The sequence below is a fragment of the Occallatibacter sp. genome, assembly GCF_049582745.1.
In the GTDB taxonomy this organism is placed as follows: domain Bacteria; phylum Acidobacteriota; class Terriglobia; order Terriglobales; family Acidobacteriaceae; genus Telmatobacter.
In genome coordinates, this window is record NZ_JBAUUO010000168.1 from 25,900 (window position 1) to 39,803 (window position 13,904).

General features: G+C 59.4%; 13 protein-coding genes. 6 read left to right on the forward strand and 7 right to left on the reverse strand.

The annotated features are described in order from the left end of the window. Positions 1 to 195: 195 nt before the first annotated feature. Together WCA10_RS23570 and uvrA are read right to left on the reverse strand one after the other, a co-directional pair. Positions 196 to 1,257: a lysostaphin resistance A-like protein gene (locus WCA10_RS23570; RefSeq protein ID WP_472824987.1), complete on the reverse strand. Its 1,062-nt coding sequence runs from the start codon at positions 1,255 to 1,257 to the stop codon at positions 196 to 198. After that, positions 1,254 to 4,385 (reverse strand): excinuclease ABC subunit UvrA, encoded by a 3,132-nt coding sequence (uvrA, locus tag WCA10_RS23575; protein WP_472824988.1) that lies wholly within the window; start codon positions 4,383 to 4,385, stop codon positions 1,254 to 1,256. The genes WCA10_RS23570 and uvrA overlap by 4 nt, the downstream gene beginning before the upstream one ends. A 274-nt stretch (positions 4,386 to 4,659) precedes the next feature. Between uvrA and WCA10_RS23580 the strand changes: the two genes are divergently transcribed. After that, positions 4,660 to 4,824: a hypothetical protein gene (locus tag WCA10_RS23580; protein ID WP_472824989.1), complete on the forward strand. Its 165-nt coding sequence runs from the start codon at positions 4,660 to 4,662 to the stop codon at positions 4,822 to 4,824. Positions 4,825 to 4,942: 118 nt separating this feature from the next. On the opposite strand, the gene WCA10_RS23585 is transcribed toward WCA10_RS23580, so the two are convergent. Then, positions 4,943 to 5,758 carry a hypothetical protein gene (locus WCA10_RS23585; RefSeq protein ID WP_472824990.1) on the reverse strand — a complete coding sequence of 272 codons (816 nt, stop codon included), beginning with the start codon at positions 5,756 to 5,758 and terminating at the stop codon, positions 4,943 to 4,945. A gap of 253 nt (positions 5,759 to 6,011) precedes the next feature. Between WCA10_RS23585 and WCA10_RS23590 the strand changes: the two genes are divergently transcribed. Together WCA10_RS23590 and WCA10_RS23595 are read left to right on the forward strand one after the other, a co-directional pair. Then, positions 6,012 to 7,001 (forward strand): hypothetical protein, encoded by a 990-nt coding sequence (locus WCA10_RS23590; RefSeq protein WP_472824991.1) that lies wholly within the window; start codon positions 6,012 to 6,014, stop codon positions 6,999 to 7,001. Positions 7,002 to 7,133: 132 nt separating this feature from the next. Continuing rightward, the gene (locus tag WCA10_RS23595; RefSeq protein WP_472825019.1) at positions 7,134 to 8,165 is read left to right on the forward strand and encodes a threonine aldolase family protein; all 1,032 of its coding nucleotides are present in this window, start codon (positions 7,134 to 7,136) and stop codon (positions 8,163 to 8,165) included. 23 nt (positions 8,166 to 8,188) lie between these two features. Here WCA10_RS23595 and WCA10_RS23600 read toward each other — a convergent pair whose 3' ends face one another. The 4 genes from WCA10_RS23600 to WCA10_RS23615 all read right to left on the reverse strand — a co-directional run bounded on the left by WCA10_RS23600 (position 8,189) and on the right by WCA10_RS23615 (position 11,074). After that, on the reverse strand, positions 8,189 to 8,947 hold the full coding sequence (locus WCA10_RS23600) for a Dph6-related ATP pyrophosphatase (RefSeq protein ID WP_472824992.1): 759 nt from the start codon (positions 8,945 to 8,947) through the stop codon (positions 8,189 to 8,191). Positions 8,948 to 8,997: 50 nt separating this feature from the next. Beyond that, positions 8,998 to 9,459 carry a GNAT family N-acetyltransferase gene (locus tag WCA10_RS23605; protein WP_472824993.1) on the reverse strand — a complete coding sequence of 154 codons (462 nt, stop codon included), beginning with the start codon at positions 9,457 to 9,459 and terminating at the stop codon, positions 8,998 to 9,000. 218 nt (positions 9,460 to 9,677) lie between these two features. Next, positions 9,678 to 10,508 carry an Mrp/NBP35 family ATP-binding protein gene (locus WCA10_RS23610; RefSeq protein ID WP_472824994.1) on the reverse strand — a complete coding sequence of 277 codons (831 nt, stop codon included), beginning with the start codon at positions 10,506 to 10,508 and terminating at the stop codon, positions 9,678 to 9,680. A gap of 38 nt (positions 10,509 to 10,546) precedes the next feature. Next, positions 10,547 to 11,074, reverse strand: coding sequence for an acyl-CoA thioesterase (locus tag WCA10_RS23615; protein ID WP_472824995.1), 528 nt, complete (start codon positions 11,072 to 11,074; stop codon positions 10,547 to 10,549). 187 nt (positions 11,075 to 11,261) lie between these two features. Between WCA10_RS23615 and WCA10_RS23620 the strand changes: the two genes are divergently transcribed. From WCA10_RS23620 to WCA10_RS23630, 3 genes are all read left to right on the forward strand, one after another. After that, positions 11,262 to 11,582 (forward strand): tetratricopeptide repeat protein, encoded by a 321-nt coding sequence (locus WCA10_RS23620; protein WP_472824996.1) that lies wholly within the window; start codon positions 11,262 to 11,264, stop codon positions 11,580 to 11,582. Between the two features lie 105 nt (positions 11,583 to 11,687). Further along, positions 11,688 to 12,692: a glycosyltransferase family 2 protein gene (locus WCA10_RS23625; RefSeq protein ID WP_472825020.1), complete on the forward strand. Its 1,005-nt coding sequence runs from the start codon at positions 11,688 to 11,690 to the stop codon at positions 12,690 to 12,692. Between the two features lie 209 nt (positions 12,693 to 12,901). Then, positions 12,902 to 13,870, forward strand: coding sequence for a quinone oxidoreductase family protein (locus tag WCA10_RS23630; RefSeq protein ID WP_472824997.1), 969 nt, complete (start codon positions 12,902 to 12,904; stop codon positions 13,868 to 13,870). Positions 13,871 to 13,904 lie beyond the last annotated feature (34 nt).

Consider the following 13,904-nt stretch of genomic DNA (forward strand, 5'->3'; position numbering starts at 1 on the left):
CGAGGCTAATTCGTGCAGCCGGTACGATTGTGGTGAGTTGAAGTGCGGGGAGCAAGAGCAGATTATTCGCTCACCACTGCCAAACTCCGCCCCAACGAGCCACCCAGAGGGTTCCCGTCGCTCTTTGGGGACCCCGAATACGTTTGGGGCCCCATTCACAGAATGACACTGCTTATGATGGGGAGGATTTCAGAGTCACATTTTGTCGAGGTGTTTGAAGCCGCCGGTGCCGAGGAGCATGAAGGAGAAGAGCATGAAGTTGTAGCAGGCGTGGACCATGGTGCTGGCGGCGAGGGAGCGGGTGTAGAGGCGGACGGAGCAGAGAACGAGGCTGACGAAGATCAGCAGGAGAAAGGGTCCGAGCGACCAACCGGTTTGCGCGCCGTGCATGAGTGCGAAGGGGATGCTCGTGAGCAGAGAGCCGACGACCATTGCCGATAGCGACCATTGCGGGTTGTCAAATTCGTCGACGGTACGTCTTGCGGCGCCGGTGAAATGTTCGACGGTCCAGTCGTACGCGGTGCAGAGCGAAGGAAGCAGGAATCCGCGGAAGGCCATCTCCTCAAAAAACGGGGCGAGCGTTACCCCGAAGGCGAAGAAGACCCATGCGGCTCCGGGCGCCTTGAAGAGCTGGTCGATGGGAGCGTTGGTGGGGCCCGGCATGAGGATGCCATTAATCATGGCGACGAAGAAGCATAGGACCGCCGCGCTGATGAGGCGTGTGGTGCGGTGCAGTGCGTCTGCGCCGTGCCAGTGAATTCCTTCGAAGTAGGGCTTGTGCCAGAGGATGGGGAAGACGACGAGGCATCCGACGAAGGTGATGATGTACTGCGCGCCCTGGCTGGCGAGGGCGTAGCGATAATCGGTAGCGGCCTGCGTGAGGTTGGTGATGCCGAAGAGATGAAAGTGGAGAGCGAGCGGCACAAGCATCATGGTGCCGATGAGGCCGAAGAGGGCGAGCAGGGCTAAGAGACCGAGATGGCCGAGGTGCGGGATGCGTTCTTCGCGGTAGATTTGCGGCGGCGCGTGGACGGAGAAGAGGGGTTCGCGGAGGATCTCTTCAGCGGTGGGCGGAGCGGCGAAGACAGGCGGGGCCAGCTCGTTTGGTTGGGTGGGGGATGCGGGTTCGCCGGTCCATTCGGCGGGTGGGTCGGGAAGGTTTTCGGGCGCTAGGGGATCGGTGGACGACGGCTCAGCGGGCTCGACAGCGGGCGAGTCGTCGGGCGCGTGGGGAAGCGGCTCGGGGAATGTGCTCATGCGCGCACCGGTCTCTTGCTGCTGGATTTCTTTGCCGGCTTTGTGGAGTTTTTAGTGCGAGATGGCCGCGCGGGAGTTGCAAGAGCAACAGCAGGTCCTTCGACTCCCGTTGGTCGCTCAGGATGACGATCGTTGGAAGCAGGTCCTTCGACTCCCGTTGGTCGCTCAGGATGACGAGCGTTTTGATGCAGCGAACCGTTAGGGGAACCGTTGGGAGAGATCTTGTTGTGAGGGATCTCTGTGAGTTTGCCGTTGTGGGAGGCGTAGTAGCGGGCGAGGAATTCTCCGGTGAAGGAACCGGGGGTGTTTGCGATTTTTGCGGGGCGGCCTTCGCCGACGACGCGGCCACCGTCTTCGCCGCCTTCGGGGCCGAGATCGAGGATCCAGTCGGCGTTGCGGATGACGTCGAGATTGTGCTCGATGATGATGATGGAGTTGCCGAGGTCAGTGAGGCGGTGCAGGACCTCGAGCAGCTTGCGCACATCGTCGAAGTGCAGGCCAGTCGTGGGTTCGTCCAATAGATAAAGTGTCCGGCCGGTCTGGCGCTTGGAGAGTTCGCGAGCCAGCTTCATGCGCTGGGCTTCGCCGCCGGAGAGAGTGGTAGCGCTCTGGCCGAGATGCACGTAGCCAAGGCCGACATCGACGAGGGTCTGGAGCTTCTGGCGGACGGTGGGAACGTCGGCGAGGACGGTGAGCGCGTCTTCGATTGTCAGGTCAAGAATGTCGGCAATGGAGTAGCCGTGGAATTTTACGGCAAGGGTCTCCTGGTTGTAGCGGCGTCCGTTACACACTTCGCACTGTACGTAGACGTCGGGCATGAAGTTCATTTCGATGCGGCGCTGTCCGTCGCCGTGGCAGGCTTCGCAGCGGCCTCCGGCGACGTTGAAGCTGAAGCGGCCGGGCTTGTAGCCGCGCTCGCGGGCTTCAGGGAGCCAGGCGAAGAGATCGCGGATGGGCGAGAAGACCTGCGTGTAGGTGGCGGGGTTGGAGCGCGGGGTGCGGCCGATCGGCGCCTGATCAATGCGAATGACTTTATCGATCTGATCGGCGCCTTCGAGCGATTCGTGCACGCCGGGTTCTTCGCGCGATCCGTAGAGCGCCTTGGCAAGCGAGCGATAGAGGATGTCGTTGATGAGGGTGCTTTTTCCGCTGCCGCTGACGCCGGTGACGACGGTCATGACGCCGAGCGGGACGCGGATGGTGAGGTCCTGCAGGTTGTGTTCGCGTGCGCCGTGGACGGTGATCCACTTGCCGGTGAGAGGGCGCGGTTCGGGGCGATGAAGAATGCCGGTGGCGCCGGAGAGGTATTTGCCGGTGAGGGATTCAGGGCAAGCCATGATGTCGGCGGGCGTGCCCTGGGCTACGACGTAACCGCCGAGGCGCCCGGCGCCGGGACCGAGGTCGAGCACGTAGTCGGCATGGCGGATGGTTTCTTCGTCGTGTTCAACCACGAGGACAGTGTTACCGAGATCGCGAAGGCGGACGAGTGCGTCGATTAGGCGGGAGTTGTCGCGCTGGTGAAGGCCGATGGAGGGCTCGTCGAGGACGTAAAGCACTCCGCGAAGACGAGAGCCGATCTGCGTGGCGAGACGGATGCGCTGGCCTTCGCCGCCGGAGAGGGTGTTGGCGTTGCGGTCAAGCGAGAGGTAGTTGAGGCCGACGGCGCAGAGGAATTCGAGGCGCTCGATGACTTCGCGGCGGATGCGGTCGGCGACGTGGGCTTCGCGCGCGGTGAAGTTGAGTTCGTAGGCGGCGGAGAGGGCGCGGTTGAGCGGGAGCGCGGTGAAGTCGGCGATGGAGAGGCCGTTGATTTTGACAGCGAGAGACTCGGGACGGAGGCGCTTGCCGCGACAGGCGGAACAGGGCGTCGCCGACATGAAGGTCATCATGTACTCGCGGTAACCGTCGCTGCGGGCTTCGTCGATGGTGTCGCGGAGGTAGTTAAGGATGCCGTGGAAGCCGGTGCGGGGGGCTTCGCCCTTGGGCGGTCCGTAGACGAGGATGTGCTGCTGCTTGGGAGGCAGGTCTTCAAAGGGCTTCTTGAGATCGATGCCGTAACGCTCAGAGGCAAGATTGATGAGGCGCAGCAGGTATTGCGAAGCCGAGCCGGGGCCGAGTCCGCCGTCGAGCAGGGGCTTCGACCAGTCGGTGATGACCTTGGCAGGGTCGAGATCGTAGACCGAGCCGAGTCCGTGGCACTCCGGGCAAGCGCCGAAGGTGGAGTTGAAACTGAAACTGCGTGGCTCGAGCTTGGGAACGTCGAAGCCGCAATCGGGGCAGGCCATGGAGGAGGAGAAGATCTGCTCTTCGCCGTTGGCAAAGCCGATGAGAACGAGGCCGTTGGAGAGTTGAAGGGCTTTGGCGACTGCGGATTCAAGGCGTTTTTCGACGGAGGGCTTGCCGGGGTGAGGATCGTGCGTACCCACCCTTGACGACGATGATGCCGTCGTCAAGGATGGGGCACCCACTTCAGTGGAGGAGTCGACAACGCTTGGCTTCAGGAGGATGCGGTCGACGATGGCTTCGATGGTGTGGTTCTTGCGCTTGTCGAGCGACGGAGGCTCGGAAAGGTCGACGATTTCGCTGTCGACGCGGGCGCGAAAGCCTTGCTGATCAAGCTGATCGAGCAGATCCTTAAACTCACCCTTGCGGCCCCTGACGATAGGGGTCATTACGGTGACGCGTTCGCCGGTGCCCATTTGCAGGATGCGCTGGACGATCTGGTCGGCGGTCTGGCGGGTAATAAGACGGCCGCAGTTGGGGCAGTGGGGGGTACCCACCGAGGCGTAGAGGAGGCGGAGGTAGTCGTAGATCTCGGTGATGGTGCCGACGGTGGAGCGAGGGCTGCGGCTAGTGGTTTTCTGCTCGATGGAGATGGCGGGACTGAGCCCTTCGATGGAATCGACGTCGGGGCGCTCTATCTGATCGAGAAACTGGCGGGCGTAGGCCGAGAGCGTTTCAACGTAGCGGCGCTGGCCCTCGGCGTAGATGGTGTCGAAGGCAAGCGAACTTTTGCCGGAGCCGGAGAGTCCGGTGACCACGGTCAACGTGTTGCGGGGGATGCGCACGTTGATGTCGCGCAGGTTATGCTGGCGCGCTCCACGCACCGAAATGTGAGTAATTGGCATGGTCAGGCGATGGAGATGGTGGGTGCCCTGGAGATGCACTGCGATGCTGATGTTACGCGCAGGGAACTCGATGTGAACCTTCGTTATGTAGCCCGGTCCGGAATTACGTACGTACTAGGGGTATTCTATTTGGCAATAGAAACAAGGGTCAACGCGGCAGGTTTTCTGAGACAATCCTTGAGAGAAAGCTGCAGCATTCGGCAAGAAGCGCCGGGCATGCATCCAATAACGATAAGGAACTTTCCCCAGCAATTTTTGACGGGGGTCTTAAAAGATGGCAGATGTAATTAATTTAGTGATGCTGGTTTGCGCCGCAGTTGGGGCGATGGCGTTTGGCGTACTTACCGCTTATGGAATTTTTCGCGTGGGCTTTGCGCTGATGCGTCCGCGGACAGCTCGGATGGCGATCAAGGTAAGAACCCAGCTGGCGCCGGAATAAAATCAACAACACCCTGACCATCAAGGCGCGTCGACGCGGGATGTAAGCGGCGCGCTTTCATGCGTTTGGGGATAAAACTTAAAATCGGTTTTTCTTATTGCGCAGGCGGGGAAGCGAGCTACTGCGGCGGATTCTGCTGCTGCTGTTGCTGCTGCTGCTGTTGCTCCTGAAGCTGCTGTTGCTGCAGAATCTGGCGCTGCTGCATTTCTTCCATTACCTGCTGCGGAGTGCGGACGGGGCCGCCGGGCCCGAAGCCGGGGCGCTGAGTGTTTTGCATCTGCGGAGCCTGAATGGGGGGCTGATCTTCAGGCTGTTCGGGAACATCTTCGTCGCTTTCCTGCTGGGGGCGATTCATGGCGGTATTCGGCGGGCTATTGGGACCGGTCTGGCGTGGACTGAGAATGATTTCGCGCGGGGCGCCCTGACCGATATCTCCGGCCAGAAGCACGTTGTATCCGGAGCCATGCAGAAGTTGCGAGAGCACGTCGCGCGCCTCGCCGGGACCATACTCGCCGTAAACGCGCTGATCGGCATTCAAACCTTCTACTTTCGTCCCCGTCTCAGTAGAGACCTCGCTGAGGATTTGCTGGAGGCTGGAGTTGGAGGCATTGATGCGAAGTCCGGTGGCGTCCCAAACGACAGAGGCGGGTATAGGCTTGTCGTTGATCGGCCAGTCGGGCATGGGAGGCGGGGGCGGAGTAGGGGCTACGGGAACAGGTTCCTGCTTCTTCAAATGCCGGTGAGAGCGTGCATGGTGCGGACGGACCGGTTGTGATTTCCACGATGTGGCAGCGACTGCGGGATGGGTTGGAGACTGCGCTGCAATGGGTGCGCCGCAAAGAAGGGTACCGGCGAAGAGTGCACCGGCGAGCATTACGCAAGGGAATCGATGAGAGGAAGCGATGCGTGACTGCGGCGCGGTGAATGTTCGCATGGAGGTCATTCCCTCAGGGCTGTGCCGGCGCTTGATGCTGTGCTGATGTGGAGGGACGTTATCACAGCGCCCCACTGCATTAGACTATCAGTGGCCGTGGAACGCTCATAGAGTTTTTAAGGCGTCTTTTCGTAATCGGCGAACCCGGACGGCGATGTTGCTGGAACCGGGCCTGTTGCCGGTTCTCAGAATGGCCGGCTGGGCGACACTCCAGTTAGGAAACCTGCTGTGCGGTAGAGAGGAAAAGCAATCGATGCGCTTCTGCTCGAGAAGTTTCATTGCCGCGCTTTTGGTCCTGGTTCCGGCGCCGGGATTTGCTGCCAATTGCACGACGCAGGCCGCCCTGGCACCGGAAGTTCGCGGCACGTTGGCTTCGATTGGCGAGCAATTGTCGGATGCCGTGCTACGGCAGGACACGAGCGCATTGCAGAGCATTCTGCTTCCGGCCATGGCGGGGCAATGGGATGGGATCCACGACGCAATCGAGAATGCTGCGCCTCTGGTGAAGGGCGGCAAGGTCCAATTGCGCAATATGTATCTGCTGGATGCAAGCTCGCTGACGGGGCCGTCGGATACGCAGTTTTTCTGCTCGAACGCAAACGGGTCGATGACGGTTACGATCAGCATGCACGCGTTGCCGCCGGGGAAGTATGCCTTGATTCTTTCGGATGCTGCCGGGGTGCCACTGGCAGGTCAGATGGGGTTCGTGCTGGTATGGGATACGACCGGGGCTCCGGGATGGAAGCTGGGTGGATTTTCTGCACGGCAGGGTGAGTTCAACGGCCACGATGCGGTCTGGTACTGGACGCGGGCGCGCGAACTGGCGCAGAGCAATCTGCCGTGGGCGGCATGGTACACGTATGAAACGGCGCGCTACCTGGAACTTCCGGTTGATTTTCTGTCGTCGCCGAACCTGGACAAGCTGGTGCAGGAGCAGGCGCAGATCAAGGGTGGTCCGACCGCTGACTCGTTTCCCTATTCGGTGACGAGCGGCGACCGGACGTGGAAGATCGACGGTGTGCGGCTGGACGCTTCACTGCATGAGGCGGACCTTGGCGTGTCATATGAGTCGACGGGATCAACGGATCCAGCCGTGTTGCGTACCGAAGCGATCGCCGTGCTGGGAGCGCTGCTGAAGGCGCAGCCGGGATTGCGCGAGAATTTTCACGGGATGTGGGCGTATGCGTCGACAAACGGCAAGGTGACGCCGGTGATGGAATTGCCGATGGGGCAGATACCCTGAAGGCAGTTCACAGTTCACAATTCTTAGTTCACAGTGAACAAGTGGACTAGTGAATAAGTGAACTAGTGAATAAGTGAACAGTGATCAGTGGACAGTGATCGGATCCTAAATGAGGAGTGTGGCTTGTCTGAGTTGATTGATTTGCGGTCGGATACGGTTACGCGGCCTACGCCGGAGATGCGGATGGCCATGGCAGCGGCCGAGGTGGGAGATGACGTGTATGGCGAGGATCCCACGGTCAACCTGCTGGAGAAGCGGGCCGCGGAGATCTTTGGGCGCGAGGATGCTTTGTTTGTGCCGACGGGCACGATGGGAAACCAGATCGCCATTCGGCTTCTGACGCAACCGGGGCAGGAAGTGATCTGCGAATCACGGTCGCACATTCTGGATTGGGAGATGGCGACGACGGCGGTATTTTCAGGATGCCTGGTGCGTGCGGTGCCGACGGAGCGGGGAACTCTGACGTGGGCGGACATTGAGCCGGTGATCTACAAGCGAGGAGCGTTTCGCGCGGCGACGGGACTTATCGAAATTGAAAACACGGCGAACCTCACGGGCGGGCGCTGTACTTCGCTGGCGGTGATGGAAGAGATCTGGGCGAACGCAAAAGAGCGCAAGCTGCCGGTGCATCTGGATGGGGCACGGATTTTTAATGCATCGACGGCGCTGGGCGTGGATGTGAAGACGTTGACGCGCGGGTTCGACACCATCATGTTCTGCCTGTCGAAGGGGCTGTGCGCGCCGGTGGGATCGATGCTGGTGGGTTCGGCGGAGATGATGGAGCAGGCGCGGATATTTCGCAAGGCACTGGGCGGCGGCATGCGGCAGGTGGGTGTACTGGCTGCGGCGGGACTGATTGCGCTGGAGAAGATGCCGGCCCGATTGCACGAGGATCATGGCAATGCGCGGCTGCTGGCAGAGGCGCTGTCGCACATGGAGTGCGTCGATATCGATCTGGACGCGGTGGAGACAAACATCGTGATCTTCAAGTTGAAGGGCGAATTGAGTGCGGCGGAACTTGTGGCAAGGATGAAGGCTCGCGGCGTGTTGATCAGCACGGTTGGGCCGAACGCGATCCGGGCTGTGACGCATCACGATGTAAGCAGGAATGACTGCCTTACGGCCATCGAAGCTCTCAGCGCCGAGGTGGAAGTCGCTGCATAAGTTTCGCGCTTGAGAGAAATCATTCATAAAGAAAACGTCCTCACCGATGGTTCCGGTGAGGGCGTTTTTGATTGGCGGACGGGAATATCGGGGGCCGGCTGACGATCGTGATCCAGAGTTTTTGCGAGCTTGAAGTCGGCGTAGATGAAGCCGTCGCGGTCGACGGTTTCGCCGGCGTCAAGCGCGAGGGGATGCGAGAACATGGGGCCGTCGTAAACGCAGGAGTGGAACTCGCCGCGCTCTCCGCATGGGTCTATGGACGCAGGCAGATCGCGAAGCAATGCGGCATCGAAGTCGCGGCCGGCGAACGACGGATCGAGCTGCCGGGAATCGACGCAGACAAGTTTGGCGCGCAGGCCGCTGGAGATCATATCGAGGGCCAACTCTTGCGTGGGAATATCCCAGAGCGGAAAAAGCGGCTCGATGCCGGTGGATTGTAGCTGTTTTTCGCGGTAAGTGCGCACATCGCGCAGGAACAGGTCGCCGAATGCAATGGCTTCAATGCCCTCGCTGGTAGCGCGAAGACAAACTTCGGCCATGCGGCATTCGTATTCCTCGTTAGAACAGGGCCAGGGCAGCGGGATCTTCCACAGCGGAAGGGCGGCGGCTGAAGCCTGGGCTTCGAGGACTGCGCTGCGGGTTCCGTGCATGGCGACGCGGTCGAATTCGGAGTTGATGGTGGTGAGCATGGCCACGATTTTAATGCCGGATTGTTGGCGGAGCAGGTGGAGGGCCCATGCGCAGTCTTTGCCGCTGCTCCAAGAGACGAGGATTCTTTTCATTTGCGATCTCGTTTCGATGTGTCGCCGCCGGATAAGTTTAAAAGTTCTGCTCAGAGATTCTTGCGATAGAGGACAAATCCAGATTTCTCCGCGACCTTGTCATATAACTTCATTGCGGTTGCATTTGTTTCGTGTGTCAGCCAGTAAACCCGGCCGCAGCCCGCATCAGCGGCGATTCGATAGACTTCCTGAATGAGTGCGCGGCCGATGCCCTTGCCGCGCGCCGCCTCTACGGTGAACAGGTCCTGCAAATAGCAGGTTGGCGCAATCGAAATTGTGCTGCGATGGTAGAGGTAATGCACGAGGCCAAGGATTCGTCCCGCTTGCTCGGCGACTAATGCGTGAACGGGTTCGTAACTATCGAAGAAGCGAGACCATGTGCTGCGGGTGATCGCGTCGGGCAGCGCTGCAGCATCCTTGCGGCCATAGAAGGCGTTGTAGCCATCCCAGAGGGGTTTCCATTGGTCGAAGTCGGATTGTTGTACGGGACGGATGAGAAGGTCGGGCGTCAATTGTTGGTTCCTTTCGCATCTGCGTCTGGCCACTGGAAGTAAAGACAAGAAGCAGATCCTTCGCTCACCACCCCCAGACTGAAATGCGTCTGGGGCCCCGTTCGCTCAGAATGACACCGTTCATTATTGGGAGGTCGAAGGCGTTTGGGGCTCCGTTCACTCAGAATGACACAACCAATTACTGAGAGGATGCAGATGGATCAATGACACGCTGGAGGCTAGGTGATTTCGATGACATCGCTGCTTGCGGCTGCCGCGGCGTCGGCGCGCTCCATAAGCTTTTGGGCCACGCCGTAGAATTCGGCGGCCTGGGGGCTCTTGGGACCAGCGAGGGCTACGGGGAGTCCACGATCTCCGCCCTCGCGAATAGCGGGGATGAGCTCGATGGAACCGAGGAAGGGAGCTTTAAATTGCGCCGCCGTGCGCTCGGCGCCGCCCCTGGAGAAAATGTCGATCTCGTGATGGCAGTGGGGGCAGGTGAAGTGGCTCATGTTCTCGACGATGCCGAGGACTTCGACATTGACCTGTGCAAACATCTCAAGTGCCTTGCGCGCGTCCTGGAGGCTGACGTCGCTGGGCGTGGAGACGACGACGGCGCCGGTAAGCGGGACGGTTTGGACGAGAGAAATTACAACGTCACCGGTGCCGGGGGGGAGATCGACGATGAGGTAGTCAAGCTCGCCCCAATCGACCTGCTGCAGAAACTGGCGGATGATCTGATGAAGCATGGGACCGCGCATCACCATGGGTTTGTCGCCCGGCGAAATGTAGCCGATGGAAATTGTTTTGATGCCGTGCGTGTCATTGGGTTGGATCTGGTTGTCGGCACCGACACGCGGCGATTGCGTTGACCCCATCATGAGCGGGACATTGGGTCCGTAGATGTCGGCGTCGATGAGGCCGACGCGCTGGCCGAGCTTGGAGAGCGCGATAGCGAGGTTGACGGCGACGGTGGTTTTGCCCACGCCGCCCTTTCCGGAACCGATGGCGATAATCTTGGATACTCCGGGGAGAGCTACAGGCTGAGGCGTGGCTTGTCCGTGGGCCATTTTCGAAAACCTCCTTGAACAGGTTCGAGCTTAGTGGGTCAGGCTGTGGCGATGCCTGCGATGCGCGTCTCCCGCTTGCGGCGGGCCGATTCGGATTCGCGATGCTCGCGGCGGCGTAGCGCGTCATTGAAGCGGCGGATTTCGTCGGGTGTCTCTGGCTGTGCCTGGGGAACATGCTGGCGTCGGCCGTGCTCGTCGATTGCAACGAAGACCAGATATGCGCTGGCAACGTGCAGGTGCGTGCCGGTTTGTGGATCCTCCACCCACACCTTGACGCCGACTTCGACGGATGTATTGAAGGCACGATTGACGCTGGACTTGAGAATGAGCAGATCGCCGACGTGCACTGGCTGAATGAAGTCGATGTGATCCATCGCGGCGGTCACGACGTGGGTACGCGAGTGGCGATAGGCGGCGATGGCGCCGGTGAGATCGATGAAGTGCATGAGACGGCCGCCGAGCAGGTTGCCGAGCGTGTTGGCGTCGTTAGGGAGGATAACCTCCGTCATTTCTGACTGCGTGCTGGCGACGGTACGGACTTGCGGGCTGGCTTCAGCGGTACTCATGTTTTGACTTGCTCCATCTTTCAGTTACAGGCTTTCGGTTTGGGGCTTTCAGTTGCAGGGCCTTTAGCGGAAGTTCACTTCAAGCTACAATGAGAGCACAGCTGAATTTTTGCGCCGAAGCACCAGATTCCAGTTTCGGCAATCCACGCCAATTACGCAAATCGCCCTGGTGCAGAAATCCCCCATTATGAGCACAACGGACAAGATTGCAGGACTGAAAGAGATTCTCGCGCTTGACCCGAAGAATGCCTTCGCGCGATACGGCATCGCCATGGAACTGGCGAACCGCGGCGAAGTGGATGCAGCGTTGAAGGAATTCGATGTGCTGATCGAGCAGAATCCTGACTACACGGCGGCCTATTTCATGTCGGCGCAAACGCTGGCCAAGGCGGGCAGGAATTCCGATGCGGTAGAGAAGCTGAAGGCGGGGATTGCCTGTGCGGCCAGAACCGGCAACCATCATGCTCTCAGCGAGATGCAGGGGATGATGGACGAACTCGATCGATAGATCATTTGCTCGAATGAAGCGTGAACGCGCAACTGTAAATTCTCGTCCACGATGAGTAACGAATATGTGCGCCGTTCCGAATTAAGTCGCGTCTATACTATTAATATGCCGAAGTATTCGATTGTCGTTCCTTTCCACAATGAAGAGGAAAATGTAACTGTTTTATATGCCCGTCTGAAGCAGGTGATGGAGCAGGTGGGCGAAAGCTTTGAGCTGGTGCTGGTGGATGACGGCTCGAACGACAAGACTTACAAGCTTTTGGAAGAGATTGCCGCGGTGGACAGCCGCGTGCTGGTGGTGAAGCTGCGCCGCAATTTTGGACAGACGTCGGCGCTGGCGGCGGGTTTCGATCACGCATCGGGCGATTTTATCCTCGCGATGGACGGCGATCTGCAGCACGATCCGAACGAGATTCCGAACTTCCTTGAAAAGCTGGAAGAGGGATACGACGTGGTGTCGGGCTGGCGCAAGGAGCGCATCGACAACTTCGTGATGCGGCGGATTCCTTCGCGCTGCGCGAATTGGCTGATGGCCAAGCTCTCCGGCGTGGACATTCACGACTTCGGCACGACGTTCAAGGCGTATCGGCATGAAGTGATCCAGAACATTCCGCTGTATGGCGAGATGCACCGGTTTATTCCGGCGCTGGCGAGTTGGTACGGCGCGTCGATCTGCGAGATTCCGATCAAGAACGTGCAACGCGAACGCGGCAAGAGCCACTACGGCATCGGGCGCACGTTCCGCGTATTTTTCGATTTGCTGACGATTCGGTTTTTGTTGAAGTACATGAGCCGTCCGCTGCACTTCTTTGGCAGCTTTGGCGCGCTGGGAATTCTAGCCGGCAGCTTTATTTCGGCGGTATTGCTGGGAATGAAGATCATGAATCCGCATCAGAATGTGATGGACGTACACGGTCCATTGTTTGTGATTGCGGGCGTGCTGATCCTGGCGGGCATTCAGATGCTGGCGATCGGGTTGCTGGGAGAGCTGCAGGTGCGGCACTTCCATACATCGCAACAGCGCGCGCCGTACACCGTTGATCGCGTGGTGCGGTTGAGAACGCCGGAGGAGCCGAGCATTTTGTCGGACCGGCGGGATGACAGGTTTTAGAAGCAGGGAATTTAAGAACAGGGACTAGGAACTAGGAACTAGGGACTAGAAAGACAAGACCCCGCTGGGAGAGATCCTGGCGGGGTTTTTGTTTTGTCTGTGCGGTTGTGGATCAAGGTCGATTGGTTCGGATTCACAGGCAAATGTGAATATGCCGGGAAATACTCTGCTTGCAGTTTTTGGGTGTAAGGGTGCATTCTTGCGCATATATGAACGCAATACAGATACAGAGTACGGGTGGGCCTGAAGTTCTTCAGCTCGCCGAGTTGGAGATTCCTGTTCCAGGTCCCGGACAGGTGCTGATTCGCGTTGAAGCGATCGGCGTGAATTTCATCGAGATCTATTTTCGCAAGGGCACGTACAAGGCGACGTTGCCGCTGATTCCTGGCAGCGAGGCTGCGGGAACGGTGGAAGATCTTGGCTCGGGTGTGACCGGATTCAAGCCCGGCGACCTCGTGGCATCCGTCGGCGTGTTGGGCAGCTATGCGGAGTATGCCCTGGTGCCGGCGTCACAACTGGTTAAGGTTCCGGATGGGTTGACTCCGGAACAGGCAGCGGCGGCAATGCTGCAGGGAATGACGGCACATTATCTCGCCACGTCGACGTATCCACTGAAAGCCGGAGAAACGGCGCTGGTGCATGCGGGCGCGGGCGGCGTGGGATTGCTGCTGACGCAGATGGCTTCGCGGATCGGTGCGCGCGTGATCACCACCGTGTCGACGAAAGAGAAGGCCGAATTGTCGCGCGAGGCCGGTGCGGCGGAAGTGATTCTCTACACCGAGCAGGACTTTGTCGCCGAGGTGAAGAAGATGACGGGCGGCAAGGGCGTCGACGTGGTGTATGACTCGGTTGGCAAGACCACGTTTGACGGCAGCTTGAATTGCCTGCGGCCGCGAGGGATGTTGGCATTGTTTGGCGGATCCAGCGGCCCAGTGCCGCCGTTCGATTTGATTCAACTGAGCGGCAAGGGATCGCTGTTTGTGACGCGGCCGACATTGTGGCACTACGTTGCGACACGCCAGGAACTGGAATGGCGAGCAAACGAGGTGCTTGGCTGGGTGGCGAAAGGCGATCTGAAACTGCGCATGGAACATATGTTTCCGCTGGTCGAAGCGGGGCAAGCGCAGACGGACATGGAAAACCGCAAGACGACAGGGAAGATTCTGCTGGAACCTTAGAGGCAGTGAAACAGTGAAACAGTGAACAGTGGAC

Coding starts and splice junctions, on each gene's coding strand:
- WCA10_RS23570 (WP_472824987.1), bottom strand. CDS start 1,257: ATGAGCACATTCCCCGAGCCGCTTCCCCACGCGCCCGACGACTCGCCC.
- uvrA (WP_472824988.1), bottom strand. CDS start 4,385: ATGCCAATTACTCACATTTCGGTGCGTGGAGCGCGCCAGCATAACCTG.
- WCA10_RS23580 (WP_472824989.1), top strand. CDS start 4,660: ATGGCAGATGTAATTAATTTAGTGATGCTGGTTTGCGCCGCAGTTGGG.
- WCA10_RS23585 (WP_472824990.1), bottom strand. CDS start 5,758: ATGCGAACATTCACCGCGCCGCAGTCACGCATCGCTTCCTCTCATCGA.
- WCA10_RS23590 (WP_472824991.1), top strand. CDS start 6,012: ATGCGCTTCTGCTCGAGAAGTTTCATTGCCGCGCTTTTGGTCCTGGTT.
- WCA10_RS23600 (WP_472824992.1), bottom strand. CDS start 8,947: ATGAAAAGAATCCTCGTCTCTTGGAGCAGCGGCAAAGACTGCGCATGG.
- WCA10_RS23610 (WP_472824994.1), bottom strand. CDS start 10,508: ATGGCCCACGGACAAGCCACGCCTCAGCCTGTAGCTCTCCCCGGAGTA.
- WCA10_RS23615 (WP_472824995.1), bottom strand. CDS start 11,074: ATGAGTACCGCTGAAGCCAGCCCGCAAGTCCGTACCGTCGCCAGCACG.
- WCA10_RS23620 (WP_472824996.1), top strand. CDS start 11,262: ATGAGCACAACGGACAAGATTGCAGGACTGAAAGAGATTCTCGCGCTT.
- WCA10_RS23625 (WP_472825020.1), top strand. CDS start 11,688: ATGCCGAAGTATTCGATTGTCGTTCCTTTCCACAATGAAGAGGAAAAT.
- WCA10_RS23630 (WP_472824997.1), top strand. CDS start 12,902: ATGAACGCAATACAGATACAGAGTACGGGTGGGCCTGAAGTTCTTCAG.